Origin of the sequence: Halomonas sp. KG2, from assembly GCA_030440445.1 — a bacterium.
Lineage (GTDB): Bacteria > Pseudomonadota > Gammaproteobacteria > Pseudomonadales > Halomonadaceae > Vreelandella.
This window is the reverse complement of record CP098528.1, coordinates 1,425,821-1,448,536: the sequence shown is the minus strand read 5'-3', so window position 1 is coordinate 1,448,536 and position 22,716 is coordinate 1,425,821. Positions and strand designations below refer to the sequence as shown.

Annotated in this window: 21 protein-coding genes and 3 tRNA genes; 6 read left to right on the top strand and 18 right to left on the bottom strand. The window is 51.1% G+C overall.

Features of this window, described 5'->3' with window-relative positions; translation table 11 throughout:
- Window positions 1–27: 27 nt before the first annotated feature.
- On the top strand, window positions 28–972 hold the full coding sequence (locus tag NDQ72_06705; GenBank protein WKD29627.1) for a LysR family transcriptional regulator: 945 nt from the start codon (window positions 28–30) through the stop codon (window positions 970–972).
- Here NDQ72_06705 and NDQ72_06700 read toward each other — a convergent pair.
- From NDQ72_06700 to NDQ72_06620, 17 genes are all read right to left on the bottom strand, one after another.
- On the bottom strand, window positions 964–1,326 hold the full coding sequence (locus NDQ72_06700) for a metalloregulator ArsR/SmtB family transcription factor (protein ID WKD29626.1): 363 nt from the start codon (window positions 1,324–1,326) through the stop codon (window positions 964–966). The genes NDQ72_06705 and NDQ72_06700 overlap by 9 nt on opposite strands.
- A 442-nt stretch (window positions 1,327–1,768) precedes the next feature.
- Window positions 1,769–2,425, bottom strand: coding sequence for a hypothetical protein (locus NDQ72_06695; protein WKD29625.1), 657 nt, complete (start codon window positions 2,423–2,425; stop codon window positions 1,769–1,771).
- Window positions 2,422–3,042 carry a 7-cyano-7-deazaguanine synthase gene (locus NDQ72_06690; GenBank protein ID WKD29624.1) on the bottom strand — a complete coding sequence of 207 codons (621 nt, stop codon included), beginning with the start codon at window positions 3,040–3,042 and terminating at the stop codon, window positions 2,422–2,424. Before NDQ72_06690 ends, NDQ72_06695 begins: the two co-directional genes overlap by 4 nt.
- Window positions 3,039–4,373: a nucleoside 2-deoxyribosyltransferase gene (locus NDQ72_06685; protein WKD29623.1), complete on the bottom strand. Its 1,335-nt coding sequence runs from the start codon at window positions 4,371–4,373 to the stop codon at window positions 3,039–3,041. The genes NDQ72_06690 and NDQ72_06685 overlap by 4 nt, the downstream gene beginning before the upstream one ends.
- 2 nt (window positions 4,374–4,375) lie before the next feature.
- A complete protein-coding gene (locus tag NDQ72_06680) occupies window positions 4,376–4,762 on the bottom strand; it encodes a hypothetical protein (GenBank protein ID WKD29622.1) in 387 nt (128 codons plus the stop codon).
- 638 nt (window positions 4,763–5,400) lie between these two features.
- Window positions 5,401–6,378 (bottom strand): DUF3110 domain-containing protein, encoded by a 978-nt coding sequence (locus NDQ72_06675; GenBank protein ID WKD29621.1) that lies wholly within the window; start codon window positions 6,376–6,378, stop codon window positions 5,401–5,403.
- A 436-nt stretch (window positions 6,379–6,814) separates the two neighbouring features.
- Window positions 6,815–8,608, bottom strand: a complete 1,794-nt coding sequence (locus tag NDQ72_06670; protein WKD29620.1) for a DUF927 domain-containing protein — start codon at window positions 8,606–8,608, stop codon at window positions 6,815–6,817.
- Complete coding sequence (locus tag NDQ72_06665) at window positions 8,605–9,597, bottom strand: toprim domain-containing protein (protein ID WKD29619.1); 993 nt, start codon at window positions 9,595–9,597, stop codon at window positions 8,605–8,607. The genes NDQ72_06670 and NDQ72_06665 overlap by 4 nt, the downstream gene beginning before the upstream one ends.
- Window positions 9,590–9,907: a hypothetical protein gene (locus NDQ72_06660; GenBank protein WKD29618.1), complete on the bottom strand. Its 318-nt coding sequence runs from the start codon at window positions 9,905–9,907 to the stop codon at window positions 9,590–9,592. Before NDQ72_06660 ends, NDQ72_06665 begins: the two co-directional genes overlap by 8 nt.
- Window positions 9,900–10,139, bottom strand: coding sequence for a hypothetical protein (locus NDQ72_06655; GenBank protein ID WKD29617.1), 240 nt, complete (start codon window positions 10,137–10,139; stop codon window positions 9,900–9,902). The genes NDQ72_06660 and NDQ72_06655 overlap by 8 nt, the downstream gene beginning before the upstream one ends.
- 455 nt (window positions 10,140–10,594) lie before the next feature.
- Window positions 10,595–10,822 carry a hypothetical protein gene (locus NDQ72_06650; GenBank protein ID WKD29616.1) on the bottom strand — a complete coding sequence of 76 codons (228 nt, stop codon included), beginning with the start codon at window positions 10,820–10,822 and terminating at the stop codon, window positions 10,595–10,597.
- Window positions 10,819–11,121: an AlpA family transcriptional regulator gene (locus tag NDQ72_06645; protein ID WKD29615.1), complete on the bottom strand. Its 303-nt coding sequence runs from the start codon at window positions 11,119–11,121 to the stop codon at window positions 10,819–10,821. The genes NDQ72_06650 and NDQ72_06645 overlap by 4 nt, the downstream gene beginning before the upstream one ends.
- 227 nt (window positions 11,122–11,348) lie before the next feature.
- Window positions 11,349–12,476: a Fic family protein gene (locus NDQ72_06640; GenBank protein ID WKD29614.1), complete on the bottom strand. Its 1,128-nt coding sequence runs from the start codon at window positions 12,474–12,476 to the stop codon at window positions 11,349–11,351.
- A gap of 972 nt (window positions 12,477–13,448) precedes the next feature.
- Complete coding sequence (locus NDQ72_06635; GenBank protein ID WKD29613.1) at window positions 13,449–14,687, bottom strand: integrase arm-type DNA-binding domain-containing protein; 1,239 nt, start codon at window positions 14,685–14,687, stop codon at window positions 13,449–13,451.
- A gap of 132 nt (window positions 14,688–14,819) precedes the next feature.
- Window positions 14,820–14,895, bottom strand: a tRNA-Asn gene (locus tag NDQ72_06630).
- 39 nt (window positions 14,896–14,934) lie between these two features.
- Window positions 14,935–15,010, bottom strand: a tRNA-Asn gene (locus NDQ72_06625).
- A gap of 78 nt (window positions 15,011–15,088) precedes the next feature.
- A tRNA-Asn gene (locus tag NDQ72_06620) sits at window positions 15,089–15,164 on the bottom strand.
- A gap of 198 nt (window positions 15,165–15,362) precedes the next feature.
- Here NDQ72_06620 and miaB point away from each other — a divergent pair.
- The 5 genes from miaB to lnt all read left to right on the top strand — a co-directional run bounded on the left by miaB (window position 15,363) and on the right by lnt (window position 21,027).
- Complete coding sequence (gene miaB, locus NDQ72_06615; GenBank protein WKD29612.1) at window positions 15,363–16,706, top strand: tRNA (N6-isopentenyl adenosine(37)-C2)-methylthiotransferase MiaB; 1,344 nt, start codon at window positions 15,363–15,365, stop codon at window positions 16,704–16,706.
- A gap of 86 nt (window positions 16,707–16,792) precedes the next feature.
- Window positions 16,793–17,872, top strand: a complete 1,080-nt coding sequence (locus NDQ72_06610; GenBank protein ID WKD29611.1) for a PhoH family protein — start codon at window positions 16,793–16,795, stop codon at window positions 17,870–17,872.
- Window positions 17,869–18,330, top strand: a complete 462-nt coding sequence (ybeY, locus tag NDQ72_06605; protein WKD29610.1) for an rRNA maturation RNase YbeY — start codon at window positions 17,869–17,871, stop codon at window positions 18,328–18,330. Before NDQ72_06610 ends, ybeY begins: the two co-directional genes overlap by 4 nt.
- Window positions 18,331–18,638: 308 nt before the next feature.
- Window positions 18,639–19,532, top strand: a complete 894-nt coding sequence (locus NDQ72_06600; GenBank protein WKD29609.1) for a CBS domain-containing protein — start codon at window positions 18,639–18,641, stop codon at window positions 19,530–19,532.
- Window positions 19,533–19,569: 37 nt separating this feature from the next.
- On the top strand, window positions 19,570–21,027 hold the full coding sequence (gene lnt, locus NDQ72_06595; protein ID WKD29608.1) for an apolipoprotein N-acyltransferase: 1,458 nt from the start codon (window positions 19,570–19,572) through the stop codon (window positions 21,025–21,027).
- A 278-nt stretch (window positions 21,028–21,305) separates the two neighbouring features.
- Here the strand turns inward: lnt and NDQ72_06590 are convergent, their stop codons facing one another.
- Window positions 21,306–22,670, bottom strand: a complete 1,365-nt coding sequence (locus NDQ72_06590) for an amidohydrolase family protein (protein ID WKD29607.1) — start codon at window positions 22,668–22,670, stop codon at window positions 21,306–21,308.
- Window positions 22,671–22,716: the final 46 nt, after the last annotated feature.

The following is a 22,716-nucleotide window of genomic DNA, read 5'->3' as shown; positions in this document are numbered from 1 at the left end:
ACCTGTCGGAATATACGAACAATAGCAATGGATCGCATCAGGCAAATGCAAATCTTCATCCAAGTGATGGAGAGTGGAAATTTCACGCGGGCAGCTGAGACACTGGCTATACCGCGCTCTACTGTCTCAACGGAAATCCAAGCATTGGAAGACCGGCTGCAAACGCAGCTTTTGTTCCGCAGCACTCGTAAGGTCGTTCCAACCCAGGATGGTAGGCGGTTTCTTGAAACGGCACAGAATATCGTCGATGCAGTAACTACCTCCGAGCAGATGTTCCTGCCAGGCAATCTATGTCTAAGCGGTCGACTTCGCGTCGACATTCCTAGTCGCATCGCTCGCAGGCTCGTCCTCCCTGCATTATCAGACTTTATAGCCCAGCACCCTCACCTGACGATTGACATAAGTGCAAGCGATAGGAAAGTAGACCTGGTCGCTGATGGCGTCGACTGCGTGCTGCGGCTCGGGGTACTTCTGGACTCAGACCTTGTTTGCCGCCCTCTTGGCGAAGTGGATTTCGTGACCTGTGCCAGCCCCGCTTATTTGGCTCGCCACGGGCTACCAAAGAAGCTTGATGACCTGAGCTCTCATTTACTGATCAACTACTCTCCCCAGCTTCCAGCCTCAAACGCGACGCTGGAATTCCAGCAGGGCGAGCACTTGATAGAAATCAAAATGCGCAGCGCCATTACCGTCGACGGAGCCGAAGCCTATGTCGCGGCGGCTTTATCTGGGCTGGGCTTAATTCAGGTGCCCGCCTATGATGTACGTCATCTTCTTGAAAGAGGTGAACTCAAGGAGATACTGCCTGACACACCGCCACCATCAATCCCACTCTCCTTTCTATTCACCAAACGACGCAACTTATCCCCCAAAGTGCGCGTTTTTTTACTCTGGCTGGAAAGCGTACTTGAGAGGCACGGCGTTATTTCGCAAAGCCCTACACAAAGAGAGAGCATTGACAAGTCAGCATAGCGCTGCCCGCCGCGTCGGCCGATCACCCATCTTAACTAATCGCTGAATAAGCGTATTCAACCGCACCGCACTGCCTTCAGCGCCTGCATGAATAATATCTTGCGCCCATCCAGGTAGTTGAGGCGACAAACGATAATAAACCCACTGCCCCTCTCGCTGATCGAATAGCAAGCCACACTGACGCAACTGGGCCAAATGACGCGACACTTTAGGCTGCGACTCCTCTAGCGCATAGGTCATTTCACACACGCACAGCGATTGCTCTTGGGCGATCAAGAGCACCAGCATTAACCGCGTCTCATCACTTAGGCACTTGAACACCTGCAATGCATTCAGGCTGGCAGCTTTTCCCACGGACACCTTCCAAAAAATGAGTAGCCAAAACAGTTTATACCCCCCTAACCGGTAGGCACAAAAAATCACCCAGGATGCCTTAGAACATTGAGCAAGGGCATTGAGTGTTATTATAAACAGGTTGTAGGGATGCGAAATGGTCGTTTTAGGCTAGCAACTACGTAGAGATTGCTTACTAGAAAGGTGGGACTGAAAGGCAAGAAAAAACAGAATGGCTCCCCGAGCAGGAGCTTAACAAAAGCCCCAAGCAATTAATTTAAAAGAAAACACTTAGTCATTGAAAAATAGAATATACCTCCCTGTATACCATTTCAGTTTTGGAGAGGCCGTAATCTTAGACATATATCTGGATTTGACGCATCTCTTTTCTAAGAATGGTTACGCCAAGAGGAGCAGACATATATCTCCATCAGTTTCTACAGCTAGCAGTGAATAAATTTGCTTATACTGCGAGGGCCAACTGCGCTTGATCTTGAGCTGGAGCTACAGCTCGACGCCAGAGCCAGGCGTCAAACTCTCGACGGGGTAGTGAGAGGAGGTCAGCAGCGTAGCAAAAGGTCTCACGAAGGTATTGGTAGTCATCATTATCGACACTAACCGCTTTCGCGAATGCGCGAACGTGACGATCAACTGCGATAGTGTCGAGACCAACTAGACAAGCCATGTAATCTACTGTCTTAGGTCCAATGCCGTTTACGGTTTGAATTGCACAACAAAATTCATCTGTCCCCAATTCTGCACGCAAATCTTCTGCATTTTCAATACCCCAGCCATGGAGGAAAATTACCAAAGCCTCGAAACGGCTTATTTTCTCATGATGGCGCCAATTCAAAAATGCTCCCGAACCTCCATTCTGAATAACTGAGATCAGTGAGGAAATAGTAAGGCACTCTGGATGAGTACGCAGAATGTCTAAGACCCGCGGGCGCACGACTGTCGTGTAATTGAGCCCAGCTTGAAGGACTGAATCCGCCAGAACGGCCCCAAGGTGATCACAGGTAAGACGCGCTTTTCTCTCACCCAAGAGCACGCCTTCATCTTTCGCATAATTTGCGATGCGTCGTGCTATGAGCAGCATCTCAATGGCGGGGCTGGTCATACTAATTTTGCCTCTTTCAATGCGTTCAGGCGCTCCACACAATTTGGACAGGCACCGCAAGGAAAATTTGCGGCTGCTTGGCATGAATATGTGCGTCCAATAGGTACACCAAGTTCAGCAGCAGTACTGGCTACTTCAGCCTTTGACCAATACCGAAACGGTGAATGAAAACGAACGGGGCCGATGCTTGAAGTAAGTCCGTCGAGGCTATCCATAAACTCAGCAGTACAGTCAATTTCTTTAGCATGATTACTATTTATAAAACCTGTATAAACATCCAATATTCCAACGGTTTGCGCGCGAGCCGCGGCGGCGGCGAAGAATATCATTGTTCTGTAGGGAATGTACAAGTCGTCATCTTTGACTTCTTCAGTCCAAAGATCTGCTTCACGAATCAGTCGCGACGACGACCCCCGGAAGATGCTCGATATGTCAAAGCGCTCAGGTGGCCGCATGCTAGAGGGCAGAACTTCGTTCACCCGACTCCATTCAACGTCTACACAATGCTGTCCATAATCGAAAAAAATTGGTGTGACATCTACATCTGCAGAAACAAGCTGGTATGCAACAGTTGTTGAATCCAACCCACCTGAGGCTAGTAAAAGTGCCTGTCTCATAGCGATTTAGCCCTAAGTGCTGCAATAACCTCGAAAGTGCCGTTGAGACACGCGTCAAGATCCGTGGAGTAAACTGAACTTCCAGAGATCACCATAGTGTTTTCATTTTCGCGCCGAGGGTCATAGGTGATAACCGGTTTTCCCATCTCAATGGCCATCCCAAGCTCAACAAGCGTGCCAGGATCACGGTCTAGAGGAATCGAGAAGACCGCATCGCATTCCTTCAATAGCTTGTAGTCCAGCTGATATGTTCGCTGCAGATCAGCCTCACTTGCAGGTCGCTTTAACTCTCCATTTTCCAAAATGGGACGTCTCACTTTGAAATTGTGATATGTGAGGCTGTCTATAGCATGGTCGAGCTCCGGCTTTGATACATACGAGAAATCAGGACCGGCAAGATAGATTGAGTATGTTTGCCGGTCATGCCAAGGGAGCACCGTCCCACCAAGTGCTTGCAGCATCTCCACTGACAGTAGGAATCCCCGCTGTATATCGCGCTTGATATCGTCGGGAAACGTAGTCTGGGAGTACACAGTGGCAGCTTGGCTTCCACGCCACGCTGCTTCGGACCAGCCTTTGTAAGAGAGCCCCACCATTACACTGGAATAGACATCACCAACGCCGACTGAATTGACAGTTTGACTCAACTTAGCCGGTATTTCTTCGAAGCCACCATCTCGCATATAAAAGAGTCGGCTGCCGCCACGATTTTCTTTGAGCAGAAACACTTTCGGCGAAAGCGTGTTTACTTCATCTAACAGTTCTTCGACATTTCCCGCCCCTAGCCTCATAAAAAGGGAAGACGACGTTGAGATAATGATAGCTTCTAAGCGACCTCTGAGCGCTTTGAGTGATGAGAGATCCTCAACATCGTATGCAATGTCAATAGAGAACTGAGTATTTTCAGTAAACAAGCTGGCTAGGGTGTTGATATCAAACTTACCAGGAAAAACAACGACCTTCTGATAAGTGTCGAGTTTCGGTAGCGTGTTGTGAAAATTCACTACCTTGGTATCACGCATCAAATCTTCGTAACCTTGATGCGAAACCTCTGCCACATCACCGATAAGGATTACGTTAGGGGCACCAACCACATCACCAAGCCAGATGAACTCTTTGCATCCGAACTCAAAGAGATAGCTTTTTGCTTCATCAATCAGGTATCGCGGACAGAAAGCTGCCACCGAGTATTCAATCTTTGAAGCCCATAGCCCCCTCGCAGCGTGGCAGATGCCTCCTAAGCGTAGCTTACACATCGCACCATTCTGGGAGAGCGTATAATCCACTACCAATTCACCAACGACTAATAGGGCCTGGTCACTGTTGGCCATAATCATTTCGCCACAAAGTCAGCAGCTACAGTTGGAACGGGTGATACTGCGGAAGAGCTCACTACTCCGACATAACTCACCCCATCTTCCATACACTCAACTAGATAATTGAATGATGTGGGGAGCGCGCCAACTTTCACACCATTCACATCAAGTGCAAAAACACGGCTCTTATCAAAGCGAATTACCAACTGATCGCCAATAGCCGGAACATTACTGAATTTCGAATAAAAATCACTATTGCCTACATCTTCGAGCAGCACCTGAAATGCTTGCTGGCATTTATCTACGCCGCTAGTGCCACCAGCTACACCTGTTCCATCTCCATCAACTTCTCTGGTTTTAGTGCCAGGATAATCTGAAAAACGACCTGAACCAGAGCTTCCCATAGCATTCCCTCCTACGCAGTTAGTTTGATACTGAGGCCTGTTCCAAAAGCTTGATGATGCCGGATTACCCACCCTGGACAGAAATTTCTATAATTTCTGATGGCTTGCAATAAAAGTATTTAAAAGCAGATTGGTATATATCAAAGTATTCTAAATTGTAATTATTCTTCAGACATCATCACCTATCTCACCACGATAAGACTATCTTTTTGCCTACTACTTTAGGCCATGCGATACCGTCTTTTTAAGAACTACTCGTCATGCTGAGGTACTGCTCGGCATGTAAATTTTACTCATCTTCCACACAAGTGCTTAACGACATAGCTTTCTCCGCGCAATTCTTCAATAGCTGTAAAATTCCGCAAGATTTCGCATGACTTCCATGCACCCAAATCCCGCCTACAGCCCAGCAACAGCGGGCTTTGGCTTATTTTGAGGGTGCATGAAGAATTAGCCCACAAGCGAACACCGCAGGCGGGTGGGGGACAACGCGCCGTAGGGTGCGGCGGCCTGGGGGGCCTCCCCCTTGGCAACCAGCCTATATAGTCCCTGTGTGCCGCTGTAAGCCTCGCTCGTGCCTTGAAACGAGAAAGCCCCGCACAAGGGCGGGGCTTTGGCTTAAGGGGCGTGATCGAGCGCTAGGCGGCGGTATCGTCGCTATCCAGTTCTTCCATGGTGGGTACGTAGCCCATTTGGGCTTCCAGTTCCTTCAACTCTCGCGGGAAGCGGATAGGTGAGTAGTAACCACCATCGTCATAGTCTTCAAAAGCTAGGCGCTCTGGCACCTCCGTACCCGGGATGGTCATTTTTTTCTTATTGATCGGTATACGGCTTAGGAACAGCTCTCCAAGCGCTGCCTTTTGACGCTTAGTAATTTCGTGGCTCAACTGTACCGTGTCGTCTCTACTCAGTACCGCAAAGTATGCCTGCCCTTTCTGCATGCCGGCATCAATCCCTAACGTGGCCATCAGGCCATGATCGTTACAGGTATCTGTGGCGATACGATCTAGCAGGTTAGGAACTACCTCCGCTAGCTGAGCCATACAATCTGTGTTTTGAGATAGTTCATCTAAGGCAGAGATGAGTCGATTGTGTGCCGTCAGTTCTAGCAAGCGCCCTCGCACCTCCACCAGGTATTTACGAGCCAGATAAGTATGCATTTTGAGCCACTGCGCTTGTGGCTCTAGCAGTGCAATCATTTCTCGGATTTGCTCTGCCTCAAGCTTTGATTGAGCTTTCTGTTTGATCTTGTCACGTACAGTTTTGCTCTGCTTCCCGAACCCTTTTACAAAACTAAGCTTCCACTGCCCATCTGCCTCTTTTTCCTGCTGCTCCAAGGCACTTAGCGTTTTTTTGAGTCGGTCAAGCTCGCTGCATGTTTCTGTTAATTTTCGGCGTCGCGTATTGTAGCTTTTTTGTTGCTTTTCGAGGCTCAGACTCAACTCTTCTTCTGAGGTTATTCCAACAATGTCAGGCGGCGAAAAATAGTTAAATGTGCGTCCAGGGACTTTTCCCCCTTTAGCGGGTGCTTGTGCTTCCGGTTGTGCTGTTTCCATGGTCTGGCCCTCGCTGCTGGCACGGTCGGACTGTTGAGATGTAGTTGCTGGCTGGTTCATAAAGCCCTCCATTGGGCGTTAGGGGTGCAGGGTGAAGACGTGGAGCCAAGGCCCCACTGGTGGGAAAACAGAAGTAAGGAAAAAAGCGCCTGCCAGGAAGGGGGAAGGGTCGCGGCGCTGAGACGGTCAACCAATGTTCGGATGACGAACAAAGTCTCCCCCCTATAATTCCCCTGACTGTTTTCAAAAAAGCGGGCAACGTGGCAACAGCGGTAACACCATTGATTTAGTTGATATTTTTTTTGGAAACCTGTAGCCGCTTTTTTAAAACGGCAACGCACAGAATCAGGGGTTATATAGATATAAAGATATGTGTTGCCTTTGTAGCCACCTCTCTTATTAATAGGCAACACCTGTAACCCGCATGGTTGCTGGGCGTAGCCGTTGTAGCCAGTGTTGCCACAGAAACTAGGTTCACGCGTAAAAAGCCCCTGCATCATTCGCCCCCTCGCTCACCGTCCAGCTTGTCGGGATCAATGACGAAAAAGCGCGTGCTCCCTCCTCCTGGCAGGCGGTAGTTTTTCTGGCGGCGGCCACTGTCGGTTTTAGCGAGCACGTTGTAGGTTTCTAGGGTGCGTATCACGCGGTCACGGCCATAACCTGCCGCGGCCTCGGTCAGCGAGGCACGGTTGAACAGATACAGGCGTTTTCTGTCCTCTATCTCGTAGTAACCCGCACGGTGCTTGATGCCTGGATTAGGCAGCTCAGCTGCGATGTTGGAAAAGCGGCTATCACCGTGCATAGCGATGAAGTCCGATAGCGCGCTAAGTATTTGCCGATCTTCCGCGTTCCCGTCACCTACCCTGGCGACCCACTCGCGGAATAGCTGACGGCTTGCATTAGCTGCGGTCCCTTCTTCCCACGGCAAAATCCCGTAGGTGGTCGCCAGCTCTCCTGCTAGTCCAATGATGGCGAAGCGATCCGCCACCCTGCCCGCCTGGGGGCCATCAGAGTTGAATCCGTCGCGTACCTCAGCGAACCGCCGATAAAAGTAATCGGGGTCGGTTTCTTTGAGTAAATGCGCCACAAAGGTTGGGCCAATCATGCCAAAGTGGTGCGCTGTGGCCGTGGTCAGCTTTCTGTGGAAGGTGGCTCCGCTCATGCCGTGTACATCGTCAAAGGCACGGTAGGTACGCGTACCCGCGTTGACGTCCACCATGCGTAGTTCTGCCCCGGCATGGGCAGCATTGCCAGAAATGGCCGCATGTTCAGACAGCGAGCGTTCACCACTGGAAAGCGCCAAAACACGCCAATAGAGTTTGGGCCGCCCTTCCCGCTCACGGGTCATGGTGCCCTTACCCGTGCCGTTAGCGATGGCGTAGGCCATTTCTTGTACCCGCTTGGGGTCGGCGCGTTTGATCTCGTCCAGAATCAACACCGTGTCATTGCGTGACGATGCCTCAATCTCGATACCGCCTCGCGACATATCCCAAGAGGCGGCAAAGCGGCTGGGGTCGCCCCATACCGTGGCGGCGAGTGCCTGGGCGAGTGATTTACCACTTGAGGAGTCGCCCACCAGATGCACGCCGCCACCATTGACGCCTACTTTTGAAAGCAACGGGCCAGCAAGTGCGCAGCAAACGGATAGGATCAGTACCGGGTTGCCCTGGCAGTAGTAAGCCAGCTCGCTTTTCCAGCCTTCCAAGGTGCCCCGCTCTGAGAACAGCAGTGCGCCTTTGCCGCTGTCCTGATAGCGCACATCTTCACCGCCTAAAACCCGGCTAGGCAGCACAAAAGCTCCGCTGCGCTCGTGCCACCCTGGCTTGGTGGTGGTGGCCAAAATGCGTGTTAAGCCGTGGTGGCTAGCAATGTAAGCAGGCACATAGCGGCGCTGGTGGTAGTCCACCTCTAGCCCTTGGCGTAGCAGGGCTTTCAGCACCTCCTCCCCTTTGCCTGCCAAGGCTTCCATGGGCATGACGTACTCAATGGCATGGCCGCGATGCTTGAAGCGCAGCAGGCGGCCAACGCTGCCATCGTCGCTGTTGATCGTTTCCGCTTTGACGTACAGCGGCGCGCATAGCCAGAGGTCGAACGGCTGGCCTGCCTCGTCGCTGTTGGTGTGCTTGATCCCGTGGTACCACGTGCCCGCCCGGTACTGCTTGCCTTCCACCATGGTGGGGCCTTCGTACACCGCATAGCTGGGGCGCTCTAAGGTATCGATCTTGGGCGCCGTGGGCTTGCCCACCAGGGAGAGGTGGGCTTGCTGTTCGCGTGTGATTTGCTCGCTCATGTGGCGTTCCTTTGCTGGCGATACCAGCGAGCTAAGTCGTTAAAGTCGCTGAGTGTGGTGGGGGCGTCTTGTGGCCATACGGGAAACAGCACCAGGGCACCCACGGCCAGCGCTGCTGCATTGGCGGCGGTGCGGCCTGGGTTGCCGGGGGTTAAGCGGTCGTCATCCCCGGCTATCACTAGGTCCAGGGCGTCGTATCGTTCGCGTAAGGTTTCGGCCACGGCGGCGAGGTTGCCCGCGTTCATGGCGCAGGCCACGGGTTCGCGGGTGTGGGCGTGAAGGGTTGCGCCAGTGGCCCATCCCTCACAGATAAAAAGCTGGCGGCCTGCCTGCACCTTGCCAAGGGGCGCATACGCGCCCCGTACCCGACCACCTTTCAAAAAGCGCTTGTGGCCGTGTTGGTCGATGCATTGCAGGTTGACCAGCTGCCCTTCTGCATAAAGCGGTACCAACAGTTGCCCCTGGGCAGATTGGCGAAGGTGGTACGGCTTGATCCCCTTTTCCACTAAATAAGGGTGCGCTGGGTTAGCGGGGCCTGCCGAGTGCCAAAGCCGCTGTGCGGCCTGGGCGGTGCGCTCTTGAGTCGCTAGGCGCTCGGCTTCTGCTTGCTGGCTAAGCTGGCTTTTGGTGGGTACCTCACAGGGTTTGGGTAGCGGCGCGTTAGACGCGCCTGAACGTTGGAAGATGCCTAGCCCAAGCTGCTCATCAATCAACATGGCGGCTTCAAGCTGTCGGCAGCCACGCAGGTAGCTCAGCAAGGAAACCAGATCCCCGCCGTGGGCATCTTGGTCAGCAAAGTCGTTCCACTTGCCAGACACCAGCGACACGCCAAACGAGCCAGGGCAGGCATCGGCGCGGGCTGTATTGCGGGCGACCCACTCGCGGCCCTGGCGCTGCCCATCAGGCAGCCACTCAGCCAGCAGAGTTTCGGCGCTGTTCAGCGCGACTGCCGCCACTTGCTGGATTTTTTGAACGGTCGTCTTAGCCATGTGCGCCCCCTTTCCTGGCAGGCGTTGCTTGGCCTTTGGCTACTCGGCGGGCAGCCATGAGCAAATCGAGTGAATCGGCTAACAACAAGCGGGAAGATAGCGCGACGTGAGCTAGATCACGTGCATCGGCGCAAGCGCCCGGCGCGTCGAGCATGCTTAACGTCATCATCAGATTGCTGGCCGCTTCCAGGCGGGTTTCGCACTGGTCGAATAGATCTTCTGCTTTGGCACGAGGGTCAATCAGCAGGCATTCGGCCTCAGTCAGGCAAAGCGCATCTTCAAGGCGTGGGGTGGTGGATGAATTAAGCATTACCCACCCCCTCAACGCATAGGCGTTCTAGCTCGATCAGGAGTTGGTCATATTCTTGGTAAGAGAGGAGTTTTAGCGCGGTGGCCATGCGTGCCATGCCCAACAACTGGTGAAGCTGTTCAGGCTTACGGTTAACACGGTAGGCAATCAGTTTTGCACCGATTAGCGCAGTAGCAATATGCGAGGGGGAAATTTGGGTGTGCGTAGACGCACCTTGGCTGTGATTGGCCATGGGTAAGACTCCTATTTGTTCCTTGGAGTCACCACGATCCTTCCTACGGGATTGGGTGGCGACCGTACGCGGGGTAGGAAACCGGTCAAATAGGAAACCGGCCACGCCGAAACGTGCCCACGTACAGCCGCCATAACGACACACTACAGGCGGAAAAAAAGCGCCTGCAATGGTAGGGGCGCTGTAGCGCCTATTTGAACTCGGGTTCCTACGCCCGACCGTAGATTTTGCTACGGCACAGACATGATAAGCATTCCCGAGTGTTCCTCGCAAGCTTTTGAGGCAGCAAATGACGCTTAATTTGATACGCTTCATGTGATCCCTTTCATATTGCTTCGCTTTGGCTCCATCGCTCCCCCAGCTTTGGAGCCTTTTTCGTTTTTTGGGCAAAACTTCCCCCTACCCGCTGAGCATTAGCCCAGCAGCGTTACCGCTTGCGGAAAGGGTTTAGGGGGTTAGCAGTCGGTTTCGACGATGCCCATAGAGGATTGCTTGCTGAAACGTTGGGCACTTCCACTCTGGTTATTCACCAACTTGGCGAATATGTTTCCTGTAGAGCCCCTACGAAAGGTTTTCTCGCTGGGGGTACGCATTGCGTCCATCATGGCGGTAGACATGGCCGCCACATCCTCAGCAGTCAGTTTCAGCGTGGTGCCGTTAATGGTGACTTCAAACTGGTTCATGCGCGTTGCTCCTGCGGTTGGGTAGTCATGCGTAGCGGTGTAGGGCAGTTTTCCAGGCGATGGCGCTTGCGCTCCTCCAGGCAGTGGGCAATCCAGCTATCCACCTCCTCTTCAAGCCACGCCACGCTCTTACCGCCGATGGGCACCGGGGCGGGAAAGGTGCCCTGGCGAATACCGTCATAAATGGCTGAACGGCTCTTTCCGGTTTTCTGCTCCACGTCTTTACGGCGCAACAGGCGATTGCCTAGCGGGATCTTGGTCACCGTTTTGAAGGTGGGTTGGTGTGTGGTGTCAGTCATGGGTTTATGTCCTCGTTTTTCAGTCCGAGCAAATGCTCCAATAGCCGGACTAAGCTTGACGCCCATGCCAAAACCTTTCCATCAGCGCTCGGTGTAAGTAGCCCTATTTACACCGAGGCAAAAAATTAGGGCTTGCAAACGCAAAAAGCCGCTGCGGGAGCAGCGGCTTTCAACTAAACATAAACTACGACTAAATCATCATTATCTATTACTAAAACACATGTCTATTAAACACGGACTAGTTTCATCAAAGGTTCAAAGGAATACATTGCTGGCCGTCGTCCTGATGCCTCCTCAACTGTACGTATTATGTCATTATCTAACATAATTCTAGTAAATCTTGCAGCAGTAGCTGCAGGAATACCACTTTGTGAAGTAAATTTATTATTACGAAAAACAGGGTTAGTGAAAACAAAATCTAATGCAGTAACACTCCATTTTGAAGACAATAACTCAGCAAATAATATTTTCATTTCTTCATATAACAACCTTATATTTTCAGCAATAGTTAAATTCCGTATTGCCTGTTGCTCTACCGCCTCTAGAAAAAAAGAACACCATTCATCCCAATCCCCTGTCTCTGATACTCTCCTCATCGTATCAATGTACTCATCCTTATTTTCCTCAAAGTATCCACTAATGTAAAAATGAGGTGCTGAAATAGTTCCATACTTCCATAACATCAAAGTTATCAACATCCTCCCAATTCTTCCATTACCATCCTTAAACGGATGTAATGCCTCAAACTCTATATGCGCCAACGCTGCTTTAACGAGGGTGGGACTAGGGTCTTCATTGATATACTTGAACAATACATCTAAACCATCCTGCAGCCGCTCCGGGCTAACGGGAATGAAAAGTATTTTCTTTTTATTTCTATCAGCTAAATAATTTTGCTCAACCTTAAACTCCCCTGGTGACTTTGATGCCCCTCTGCCAAATGATAAAAGACGTTGGTGTATCCCTTTAAGCAGCGACTGAGAAATTGGATACCCATCATTTAGAGCTTTTTGAGCGGCCTTCAACGCCCTTTGATAAAGTATTGTTTCAATAACTTCAGACCTTACACTAAGTGTACTAGCCGTCTCATTTTCATGATCAGCTTCATATTGCAATATTTCATCCATAGTACTAACAGTTCCCTCCATTCTAGAGGAAATAACTGCTTCTTGATTCCTTAATGGTGCAAGCAATATTTCGCTATTGTGCATATTTTTTAGCATTTGATCATAGCGTGCAATTGCATCTGTAGCCTTTATAAGCTTGTCTACGAATTTGCCATAATCTACTTTTTGAGGTGGAAATTCATCGTAGTGATAATTCACAGCTTCATCTAAATTTAACTCCATCCCCATTGCCTCTCAAATTCTGTATTTTTTTCACACCAACTATTTGTATATCATATTTATATTTTTTTGAGAGTCAACTCCTTGATTGCAATCTAGAGAACTGGCAAATGCGCCTAAAAATACGTTGTGATATTTCTATATAAAAATCATAAACCTACCACCCCCCCTTTACATTCTAATAATGATCTATTCATTATTCACAAGCGGAAAAGATAGGCTCTCACTGCTATAAGCCTATGAGGCTGTTTCTATCTTGGCGTGCATTTTATGCAAACCTACCCTCTAGCTTCTCACTTCTAGAAACTTATGAGAGCGTAGCTATTTTGACGTGCATTTGTGCAAACCTACGCCCCTAGCTTCTCACTTCTAGAAACTTATGAGAGCGTAGCTGTTTTGACGTACATTTGTGCAAACCTACGCCCCTAGCTTCTCACTTCTAGAAATTTATGAGAGCGTAGCTATTTTGACGTGCATTTGTGCAAACCTACACCCCTAGCTTCTCACTTCTAGAAACTTATGAGAGCGTAGCTATTTTGACGTGCATTTGTGCAAACCTACGCCTCTAGCTTCTCACTTCTAGAAACTTATGAGAGTGTAGCTATTTTGACGTACATTTGTGCAAACCTACGCCTCTAGCTTCTCACTTCTAGAAACTTATGAGAGTGTAGCTATTTTGACGTACATTTGTGCAAACCTACGCCCCTAGCTTCTCACTTCTAGAAACTTATGAGAGCGTAGCTATTTTGAAGTACATTTGTGCAAGCCTACGCCCCTAGCCTCTCACTTCTAGAATCTTATGAGAGCGTAAGTGACTTATACCTACGAGCCGTGTTCTCTACCGCTTGTGCCAGCTTATTTGATTACCACCCAGACAGTAACGGCCGCGACTGCACCGAATAAGTAGCAAAGGCCGTAGCAAGCTATAATCGTGATGCAGAGGCACTTAGTGAAATTGATGGACTCCCCCGTAGCCCTCTCTCATGACGCTAAACCACCGCTCCGCCTCTTGCTAAAAAGATAATCCCCCCAAAACTGCATCATGGCAGGCCGCTGATCCGGTGCCATGTGTTCAGCGCGAGTATAAATGCCCTCGATCCCCGGCAGCTTGTGTGATAGCTGAGCCTCTATCCATTCTCTAGGGTAGCCCATCTCTTTAAGGTCAGTGGCCACTACATGGCGGGTGCCATGGGGTACGTGCCGCCCCTCATAGCCCATACGTTTTAGGGCCATGTTAAAGGCCGCATCGGATAGCGGCTTACGGGGGTTATTACGACCAGGGAACAGTAGTTTGAATGGGCCGGTTAGCTTATGCAGGTAACGCAACTCTTCAACTGCCTGAGTAGGTAGAGGTACTTGGTGCACCCTGCCCATCTTCATGCGCTCGGCGGGAATCTTCCATATAGCTGCTTGTAGGTCGAACTCTGTCCACTCAGCCAAGCGCAGTTCACCAGGGCGCACAGCGGTCAGTAACAACAGCTTTAAGCCAATGCGCACCATGGGGCTTTTATCATACGCTTCAATATCACGCACAAGCGCCGGTAACTCTTGTTGAGAGACGTGATGAAAGCTGCCCTTCTTATAGGGCTTAAGCGCTGTATTTAGGTCGGCAAGGGGATTATAGCTAACCCTTCCCGTTATGATAGCGAAGCGGTAAATGTCACGGCAAAAAGCATGTAGGCGGCGTCTCTGTTCGAACTTTTCTGCATCCTCTAGCCCACGCAGTATTTCCAGCCACTCCAGAGGCAGAATACTTTCAATGGCACGATTGCCCACTTTGGGGAATACGTAGATCTCCAACACGCGCATACTATCTTTGGCGCGCTTAGAAGTCTCTTTCCAGCGCGGCACCATAGAAGCGTGCCACTCTATCGCCAGTGCTTTGAAGGTGTTCTGCGCGGCGCGCTTCTGCTGACGTTTATCACTCTGTTTTTGCTCAACGGGGTCAATACCCTGAGCTAACTGCCGCCTTATCTCCGTTCGCTTCTCGCGCGCTTCTGCAAGGCTCACTTCTGGATAACTGCCAAGGCTGGTCATGTTGCGTTTGCCGTTGGGGCGTGTGTAGCGCAAACGCCAACCACGGCTTCCATTAGGCGAGATCCTAAGCTCTAGTCCCTGGCCATCAGAAAGGCTGACAATTTTCGTACTGGGTTTAGTTGCGTTTATTTGCCGGATAGTAAGCGTCATGATGGTATACTGAGCATCTTCGAACAGAGGCATATACCGTTCTGTATACCACTTAGCATCTGGTTTTGGAAGGAATAACAAGGAACAACTAGGAGTGAAAAATCATGTCATTCAGAGTGTTACACATGATTTTTGGCTTTCTCAGGAAGTCTCAAGAATGGCCGTTGGCTCCCCGAGCAGGACTCGAACCTGCGACCCAATGATTAACAGTCATTTGCTCTACCAACTGAGCTATCGGGGAACGTTTACCGTAGGCGGTAATTAAAGCAGAACAGCAATTTGGCTCCTCGAGCAGGACTCGAACCTGCGACCCAATGATTAACAGTCATTTGCTCTACCAACTGAGCTATCGAGGAACATTACATTTTGCTGCTGTGTTTAGAGCGAAGCCACCACTGAAAGCGCTATAAAACCTGCTTTAGGCTTCAGTATGTTGGCTCCTCGAGCAGGACTCGAACCTGCGACCCAATGATTAACAGTCATTTGCTCTACCAACTGAGCTATCGAGGAACTGCTCAAACACGGTGCGTAGTATACTGATAGAAACGCTCGGGTCAAGTATCGATTATAGGTTAACGGCTAGCCCCGGGTTTCTTGTGTCCGTATAATGCCGCCATTCAATGGCTGTACGTTACACTGCCCATTACGATTGCATTCATGTTTTCATTCATCCCTCGTCCCCCGACGACTCATAGATGACAGGTACCGATGGCGAAGAAGCTCTTTATCAAAACGCACGGCTGCCAAATGAACGAGTACGACTCCTCGCGGATGGCAGATCTGCTCGGCGAATCTCACCAGCTGGAATTGACCGATAACGAAAAAGAAGCTGACGTTATCTTGTTGAACACCTGCTCTATTCGCGAAAAAGCGCAGGACAAGGTGTTTCATCAATTGGGTCGCTGGAAAAAGCTAAAAGACGCCAATCCAGACCTCGTGATTGGTGTTGGTGGCTGTGTGGCAAGCCAAGAAGGTGAAGCGCTGCGTAAGCGCGCGCCTTTTGTCGATATGATTTTTGGCCCACAAACGCTTCACCGCGTGCCAAAAATGCTGGACGCGCGTAATAACAATCAGATTGCCGCGGTCGATGTCACTTTTCCAGAAATCGAAAAGTTCGATCACCTGCCCCAGCCAAAATCTGATGGCGCAACCGCGTTTGTTTCTGTCATGGAAGGCTGCTCGAAATACTGCACATTCTGCGTCGTGCCTTATACCCGCGGTGAAGAAGTCTCCCGCCCCTTTGAATCAGTTATTGATGAAGTTATTCACTTAGCCGATCAAGGGGTGCGAGAAATTAACCTGCTTGGCCAGAACGTGAACGCTTATCGCGGTGAAAATGACGAAGGCGATGAGATCGACCTTGCCGAACTAATCGCCTGCGTTGCTGCAGTGGATGGCATTGATCGCGTGCGTTTTACGACCTCTCACCCGGTGGAATTTACGGATAGCCTGGTAGATGCGTTTGCCGACATCCCGGAACTGGTGAGCCACCTACATTTACCGGTACAGTCAGGTTCTGACCGTATTTTAAGTGCGATGAAGCGCGGCCACACCGCTGAAGAGTACATCGAGAAGATGGAGCGGATCCGCGCCAACCGTCCGGATATTAGCTTCTCTTCTGACTTTATCATCGGCTTCCCTGGCGAAACCGAAGAGGATTTCGAAGCAACGATGGACCTGATTCATCGCATCGGCTTTGATCACTCGTTCAGCTTTGTTTACTCGGCACGCCCAGGCACACCCGCCTCCGGCCTGCCGGACGAAACGCCGGAAAGTGTCAAAAAACAGCGTCTCGCCATTTTGCAGGAGCGAATTCTGCAGCAGGCAGCGCAGATCAGCCGACGCATGGTAGGCACTACCCAGCGCGTTCTGGTATCCGGTTTCTCACCGCGAGACCCGGGCCAACTCTCTGGGCGAACCGAAAATAACCGCGTGGTTAACTTCCGGGCAGCCAACCCAACAGAACTGATCGGCTACTTTGTAGACGTGGAGATTACCGAAGCGCTGCCCAACTCGTTGCGCGGCGATCTCGCCTCTCCAGAGCGTTATTAACTGCTCACTTATCCTAGGTAATTGCCCCGGCATCGCCGGGGCAGTAAGCTGAGTCTCACATACATCAACTAATGGGTTTCTTACTCTTGAGCCAGCCATCACCTCAGGCCAATCGCATTATCACCCTAAGCCTTGAACCCAATGATCCGCAGCGTCTCGCTAGCCTCTGCGGCCAACAGGACGAGCATCTAAAACTGATTGAGAGCCGCCTGGACGTGACGTTGCGCAACCGTGGCAACGTGTTTCAGCTGGCCGGCGCCGCTAACCGGATAAAAGCCGCTGCTAACGTGCTTGAGCACCTTTACCGTGAAACTGCGGCAGAAGAACTTGCAGCAGACACAGTTCACCTCTTCCTTCAGGAATCTGGCTTAGAAGCGCTAGAAGAAGAGGATGATAGCGACATCAACAGCGATGACGTGATTATGCGTACACCGCGCACCATGATTAAGCCCCGCGGCCTTAATCAGCAGCGCTACGTACAAAGCATTCGCGAGCACGATATCAATTTCGGTATTGGGCCTGCCGGTACGGGAAAAACGTACTTGGCGGTTGCCGCGGCGGTAGAAGCACTAAATCAGCAGGAAGTGCGACGCATTCTGTTAGTTCGTCCAGCGGTAGAAGCAGGCGAAAAGCTTGGCTTTCTTCCTGGCGACCTTGCCCAGAAAATCGACCCTTATCTCCGCCCGCTCTACGATGCACTGTACGAGATGATCGGCTTTGAACAGGTCGCTAAGCTCATTGAGCGCCAAGTGATCGAAATTGCCCCGCTGGCTTATATGCGTGGGCGTACGCTGAATAACTCCTACATCATCCTGGACGAAAGCCAGAACACCACGCCGGAACAGATGAAGATGTTCCTGACACGGATTGGCTTTGGCTCAACAGCAGTGATTACCGGCGACATTACCCAGGTAGACCTTCCTCGCGGACAGCGCTCTGGTCTTTCACAGGTGCTGGATGTTCTGAAGGAAACCCCCGGTATCGGCGTGACCCACTTTGCTGCGAAAGACGTTGTGCGTCACCCGCTGGTTCAGCGAATCATCGAAGCCTATGACGAGTTTGAGTCGCAGCAGGAAGTGCAAGAACGCGCTCGTCGTGAAGCTCGCCAACAGGAGCGTGAAGCCCGCATGCAAGCACTTGAGCGCGCAGGAGAGGCACCTCGATGAGTAACATCGTGATTGACCGCCAGGCGGCCATCGATGAGCCGTTGCTTCCCACCCTTGAGCAGCTCACCCACTGGGTGGGCTGTGTCTTCTCACGCCACCCCGATGATGAGCGCTTAGAGCTGACGATTCGCTTTGTGGATGAAGCAGAAAGCCAAGCACTCAATCGAGATTATCGTGGTAATGATAAATCAACCAACGTGCTCTCGTTTCCTTTTGAGAATCCTCCCGGCGTCTGTTTGCCATTACTTGGCGACCTGATTATTTGCCATGCCGTCGTTGCCCATGAGGCCCGTGAACAGCAGAAGCCTCTTGAGCATCATTACGCGCACATGGTTGTGCACGGCACGCTGCACTTAATGGGCTATGACCACATTGAAGAGCAGGAAGCGGAAGAGATGGAGCAGTTAGAGCGCGAGCTGCTTGCCACTCTCGATATTCCTGACCCGTATCACGAGTAAGCTGTTAACCTGATCGATAATTACTTTTAGGGTGGTGTATCCCCCGACTCAGTGATAAAACGACAGACTGTTTACCTGTAGCCATCTTCACATAGGGAGCCTCTGATTAATGTGATGAGCGCAGGCCAGACAAGGCAAAAATTAACGAAAAAAGAATCGGACTCACGTTCGAGGCGATTTTTAACGCAGTATGGCCAAGCGTAGTTAATCAGAGGTTTCATAGCTGTTTTTTAGTAGTGCTTTGACGTACTGTTTGCACACAACTATTTGCAAGTCACTATTTGCACGTAATAGAGAGATTAGACGCAATGAGCGAAGACCGATCGAGCAACTCAAATCAAAAATCCTGGCTCGAGAAACTCTTTGGCGCCCTTTCCGGAGACAATGACGAACCTAGCTCGCGCGATGAGCTAATGACGTTTTTACGCCACACCGCAGGGAAACTGAAACTAGATCAAGACGCTATTATGATTATTGAAGGCGCTCTTGAAATCAGCGATCAGCAAGTGCGTGAAATATTGATTCCACGCTCTCAAGTGTCGGCCATTACCCTTGATCAAACCAGCGATGGCTATTTGCCATTAATTCAAGAAACAGGGCACTCCCGCTATCCGGTCATTGGCGAGAATCTTGACGATGTAAAAGGCATCTTACTAGTTAAAGATTTGCTCCCCCTGCTCTCTCAAACGCAAGAAAGCCGTGATGCCTTCAAGCTGGAAGACGTGCTACGCCCGGCAATGTTTATTCCCGAGTCCAAACGCTTAAACAGTTTGCTGAAAGAATTCCGTGATACCCACAATCACATGGCCATTGTGGTGGATGAGTACGGCGGCACGGCGGGTATTATTACTATCGAAGATATTCTGGAGCAGATCGTTGGGGATATCGAAGATGAGCATGATACCGATGAAGAGGATGATATCCGCACGCTGGACAATGGCCACTTCGCCATTCGTGCTCTCACACCGATTGAAGACTTCAACGAACGCTTTGGCAGCGAATTTTCTGATGACGAATTCGATACCGTGGGCGGCCTTGTGATGCAACAATTTGGCCACTTACCAGGCCGTGGCGAACATACTAGCCTGGGCGGCTGGCGGTTCGTCATCCTTAATGCCGATAATCGACGCATTCGGTTGCTGGAAGCTTATCGCGACGACGCCGGTGAAAATGCTACCGACGGCGACGACAGCGACGGCTAGTCAACCGCCCACCTCAACCTGCCGATAGGATATCACCATGGGGTTGACGCCCACCTTTGCACTTCAACTGCTGGCTGCCCTCGTGGCCGGTGGTTTCACGACGCTTACCGCTTCACCGTTTGAATTATGGTGGCTAGGGCCCATCGCCATCGGCCTGCTTTATGTTGGCCTGCATACATTAAGTCCTGCTCAAGCAGCACTAAAAGGCTGGCTATACGGCGTAGCGCTCTTCGCCAGCGGCACTTCTTGGGTATATGTATCCATTCACGACTACGGCTATACCGGCGTTCCCCTGGCGGTATTTCTGACCGCTCTGTTTGTATCCGTATTAGCACTCTTTTTTGCAGGCACGTTTTGGCTTTATCGACGTTTTTGCAGCCCGCGCTGGGCATTGGCTAGCTTTGCAGGGGCATGGGTACTGGGGGAAGTACTGCGCACTTATCTGTTTACCGGCTTTCCGTGGCTACTGGTTGGCTCCAGCTATGTAGATTCACCGCTGGCCAACTGGGCACCCGTAGGCGGCGTTTATTTGCTTTCCTTACTGGTAGTGCTCACGGGCACCTTAGGCGCTGAACTGCTGCGACGCCAATGGTGGGCAGCGCTGCCATTAGCCGCTATTTGGCTCGTTCCGTTGGCACTGCCCACACTCTGGACGACACCAGCAAGCGAGCCCACGCGCGTTGCGCTACTCCAGGGCAATCTGCCCCAGCTATTAAAGTGGACCCCCGAAGGCCAGCGCGTAGCGGCAAATACCTATAGCGATTTAACCCGCCGTGTCGCGGATGATGCCGATCTCATCCTGTGGCCCGAGACCGCCCTGCCAATGATCGATAATCAAGCTCGCCCGGTGTTAGAGCGCGTACAAGCCAACTTACCGCCAAGCACCGCGCTATTAACCGGCATTGTCCAACTCGACGAGGACAACCGTTATTTCAATAGCGTGATTGGTGTTGGCAACGTAGAGGGCAATTACCAAAAAGAGCACCTCGTGCCGTTTGGCGAATACTTGCCGCTTGAAAGTGTGTTACGGGGTGCTATCGACTTCTTTGATCTACCAATGTCGAGTTTTTCTAAAGGCGCCTCCGAACAAACACCCATGCAGGCCGCCGGCGTGACCATTGGCAACGCTATTTGCTATGAAATTATCTACCCACAATTGGTGGCACGCCGTGCAGCAGACAGCGACGTGATTGTAACGGTATCTAATGACACTTGGTTTGGCGCTTCCATTGGCCCACACCAACACTTACAAATGGCCCGCCTGCGCGCGCTAGAGAATGGTCGCTATGTCGTGCGCGCTACTAGCAACGGCATTACCGCGATTATTAATCCCCGTGGCGAGCTGGTAGATAGCGCAGCGCAATTTGAAACTACCTACCTTATTGGCGAATTTTACGCCATGGAAGGGGCAACTCCGTTTACCCGCACAGGTAGTTGGCCTGCATGGCTATTCGCTGGCCTGCTACTGTTACCTGGCTTGATGCGCAAGCGTTAAAACCAAGAAGGCCGTTTCCAGTGGGCAAGGGCGGTGTAGCCGCCCTTGCTAAGCCATGCAAATCAGTTGAATCATCGTCGAAGTGTCGAACCAGAGCTAAAGCTCCCTCCCACAACATCCGAGTAGCCAAGTGCTTATGCATACGCTGCAAGAATGTAGATACTATCGAGCCCGTGGTTACCTATGATCAGTGCCCGCTTAATGTTATTCAGGCACTTATCACCAAGTAATAAAATATCGCTTTAACAGAAAACTTTTAAAATTATATTCAGCGTTTTTTATAGCTGCTCTTTATAAATTCGCCCACCTTTCATAATCATTCGCAGATTGCTCTCTGGATCGTTTAGAAAATCTAGATCGCGACTTGGATCGCCATCTACGACTAATAGATCGGCTAGAGCACCCGGCTCAATTCGCCCAAGTACACCAGGATAGGGATTGCGAGGACCTGAAAGTGACAACAAATCACCGTTATGCCCCGTTGCCATTGCCAACACTGTTAGCGGATCATAAAAGCGCGTTAATTTTGCCAAATGCCGCAGTTGATTCGGAGTGTTTTTAGGGCTAAAGAGAATGTCTGTCCCCCAGGCAGTTTTCACATTAAACCGCTGTGCCATTTCATAAGCGCGAACGGTGCCTTCAGCCACTTGGCGCTGAGACTCTCGGCGCGCGGCATCAGGATAAACGTTGGCATCTTCATCTTGCAGGAAAGGCTGAAGGCTCCACCACGCCCCCTCTCCAGCCATCATTCTTACCGATTCTTCATCGGCTAATTGGCCATGCTCAATCGACTTAACACCAGCCCGCAGAGCGCGCTGTATGCCGCGGGGCGTATAGACATGCACCATCACATAGGTGCCCCAATCATCGGCAGCCTCAACCGCTGCGCGTAGCTCTCGTTCCATAAACTGGGTGCTATCTAACGGGTCATAAAGCGAGGCTACTCCACCGCCTGCCATCAACTTGATCTGAGAAGCCCCTAGCATCAGTTGCTCACGCGTGCGTCGAAGCACTTCAGCCTCACCATCCGCAATTACTGCAACGCCCTGACGCTCTGCTTCACTTAGCGGTGTTGTGCTGCCACGAGGTATGTCATGGCGCATTCTAAAATCACCGTGGCCCGATGTTTGAGAAATCATCGCCCCTGCGGGAAATATCCTAGGACCATTCACAATACCTTCATCAATAGCACGCTTTAATGCAAACGATGGCCCCCCCACATCCCTAACTGAAGTCACACCACGCATTAAGGTTCGCTCTGCTTCTCTGGCTGCCACCAAATGCACATAGCCAATATCAGCAGTCATGGCTTCCATCTGGGAGATGGCCGCTAAGGTGGTGTGCCAGTGGGCATCAATCAAACCGGGCATCAATACACGACCGCCGCAATCAATGACATCAATACCTTCCACCTCTCCACTACCGTCCAGAATAGCGCCGATACGGCCATCTTCTACCCTGATTGACACGCCATCACGCAGTGGGCCTCCGTTCCCATCAAACAGCTTAAAATTGGTTAACAGCAGTGGCCCAACATGGGCCTTTGGTTGCTGCCCAACGGCAAACGGCACATGTAAACCTGCGAAGAGCGCCATCACCGCCGCTGTTCCCCCAAGCATTTGGCGACGGGTTATCTCTGCCATCACCCGTTCATGAAAGCGTTGCAATATCGGCGACCCACAACAGCAT

Coding starts and splice junctions, on each gene's coding strand:
- NDQ72_06655 (WKD29617.1), bottom strand. CDS start 10,139: ATGGCCAATCACAGCCAAGGTGCGTCTACGCACACCCAAATTTCCCCC.
- NDQ72_06645 (WKD29615.1), bottom strand. CDS start 11,121: ATGACTGACACCACACACCAACCCACCTTCAAAACGGTGACCAAGATC.
- lnt (WKD29608.1), top strand. CDS start 19,570: ATGGGGTTGACGCCCACCTTTGCACTTCAACTGCTGGCTGCCCTCGTG.
- NDQ72_06650 (WKD29616.1), bottom strand. CDS start 10,822: ATGAACCAGTTTGAAGTCACCATTAACGGCACCACGCTGAAACTGACT.
- NDQ72_06600 (WKD29609.1), top strand. CDS start 18,639: ATGAGCGAAGACCGATCGAGCAACTCAAATCAAAAATCCTGGCTCGAG.
- NDQ72_06680 (WKD29622.1), bottom strand. CDS start 4,762: ATGGGAAGCTCTGGTTCAGGTCGTTTTTCAGATTATCCTGGCACTAAA.
- NDQ72_06660 (WKD29618.1), bottom strand. CDS start 9,907: ATGCTTAATTCATCCACCACCCCACGCCTTGAAGATGCGCTTTGCCTG.
- NDQ72_06665 (WKD29619.1), bottom strand. CDS start 9,597: ATGGCTAAGACGACCGTTCAAAAAATCCAGCAAGTGGCGGCAGTCGCG.
- NDQ72_06675 (WKD29621.1), bottom strand. CDS start 6,378: ATGAACCAGCCAGCAACTACATCTCAACAGTCCGACCGTGCCAGCAGC.
- miaB (WKD29612.1), top strand. CDS start 15,363: ATGGCGAAGAAGCTCTTTATCAAAACGCACGGCTGCCAAATGAACGAG.
- NDQ72_06640 (WKD29614.1), bottom strand. CDS start 12,476: ATGGGGATGGAGTTAAATTTAGATGAAGCTGTGAATTATCACTACGAT.
- NDQ72_06695 (WKD29625.1), bottom strand. CDS start 2,425: ATGACCAGCCCCGCCATTGAGATGCTGCTCATAGCACGACGCATCGCA.
- NDQ72_06705 (WKD29627.1), top strand. CDS start 28: ATGGATCGCATCAGGCAAATGCAAATCTTCATCCAAGTGATGGAGAGT.
- NDQ72_06590 (WKD29607.1), bottom strand. CDS start 22,670: ATGGCAGAGATAACCCGTCGCCAAATGCTTGGGGGAACAGCGGCGGTG.
- NDQ72_06670 (WKD29620.1), bottom strand. CDS start 8,608: ATGAGCGAGCAAATCACACGCGAACAGCAAGCCCACCTCTCCCTGGTG.
- NDQ72_06690 (WKD29624.1), bottom strand. CDS start 3,042: ATGAGACAGGCACTTTTACTAGCCTCAGGTGGGTTGGATTCAACAACT.
- NDQ72_06635 (WKD29613.1), bottom strand. CDS start 14,687: ATGCCTCTGTTCGAAGATGCTCAGTATACCATCATGACGCTTACTATC.
- NDQ72_06685 (WKD29623.1), bottom strand. CDS start 4,373: ATGGCCAACAGTGACCAGGCCCTATTAGTCGTTGGTGAATTGGTAGTG.
- ybeY (WKD29610.1), top strand. CDS start 17,869: ATGAGTAACATCGTGATTGACCGCCAGGCGGCCATCGATGAGCCGTTG.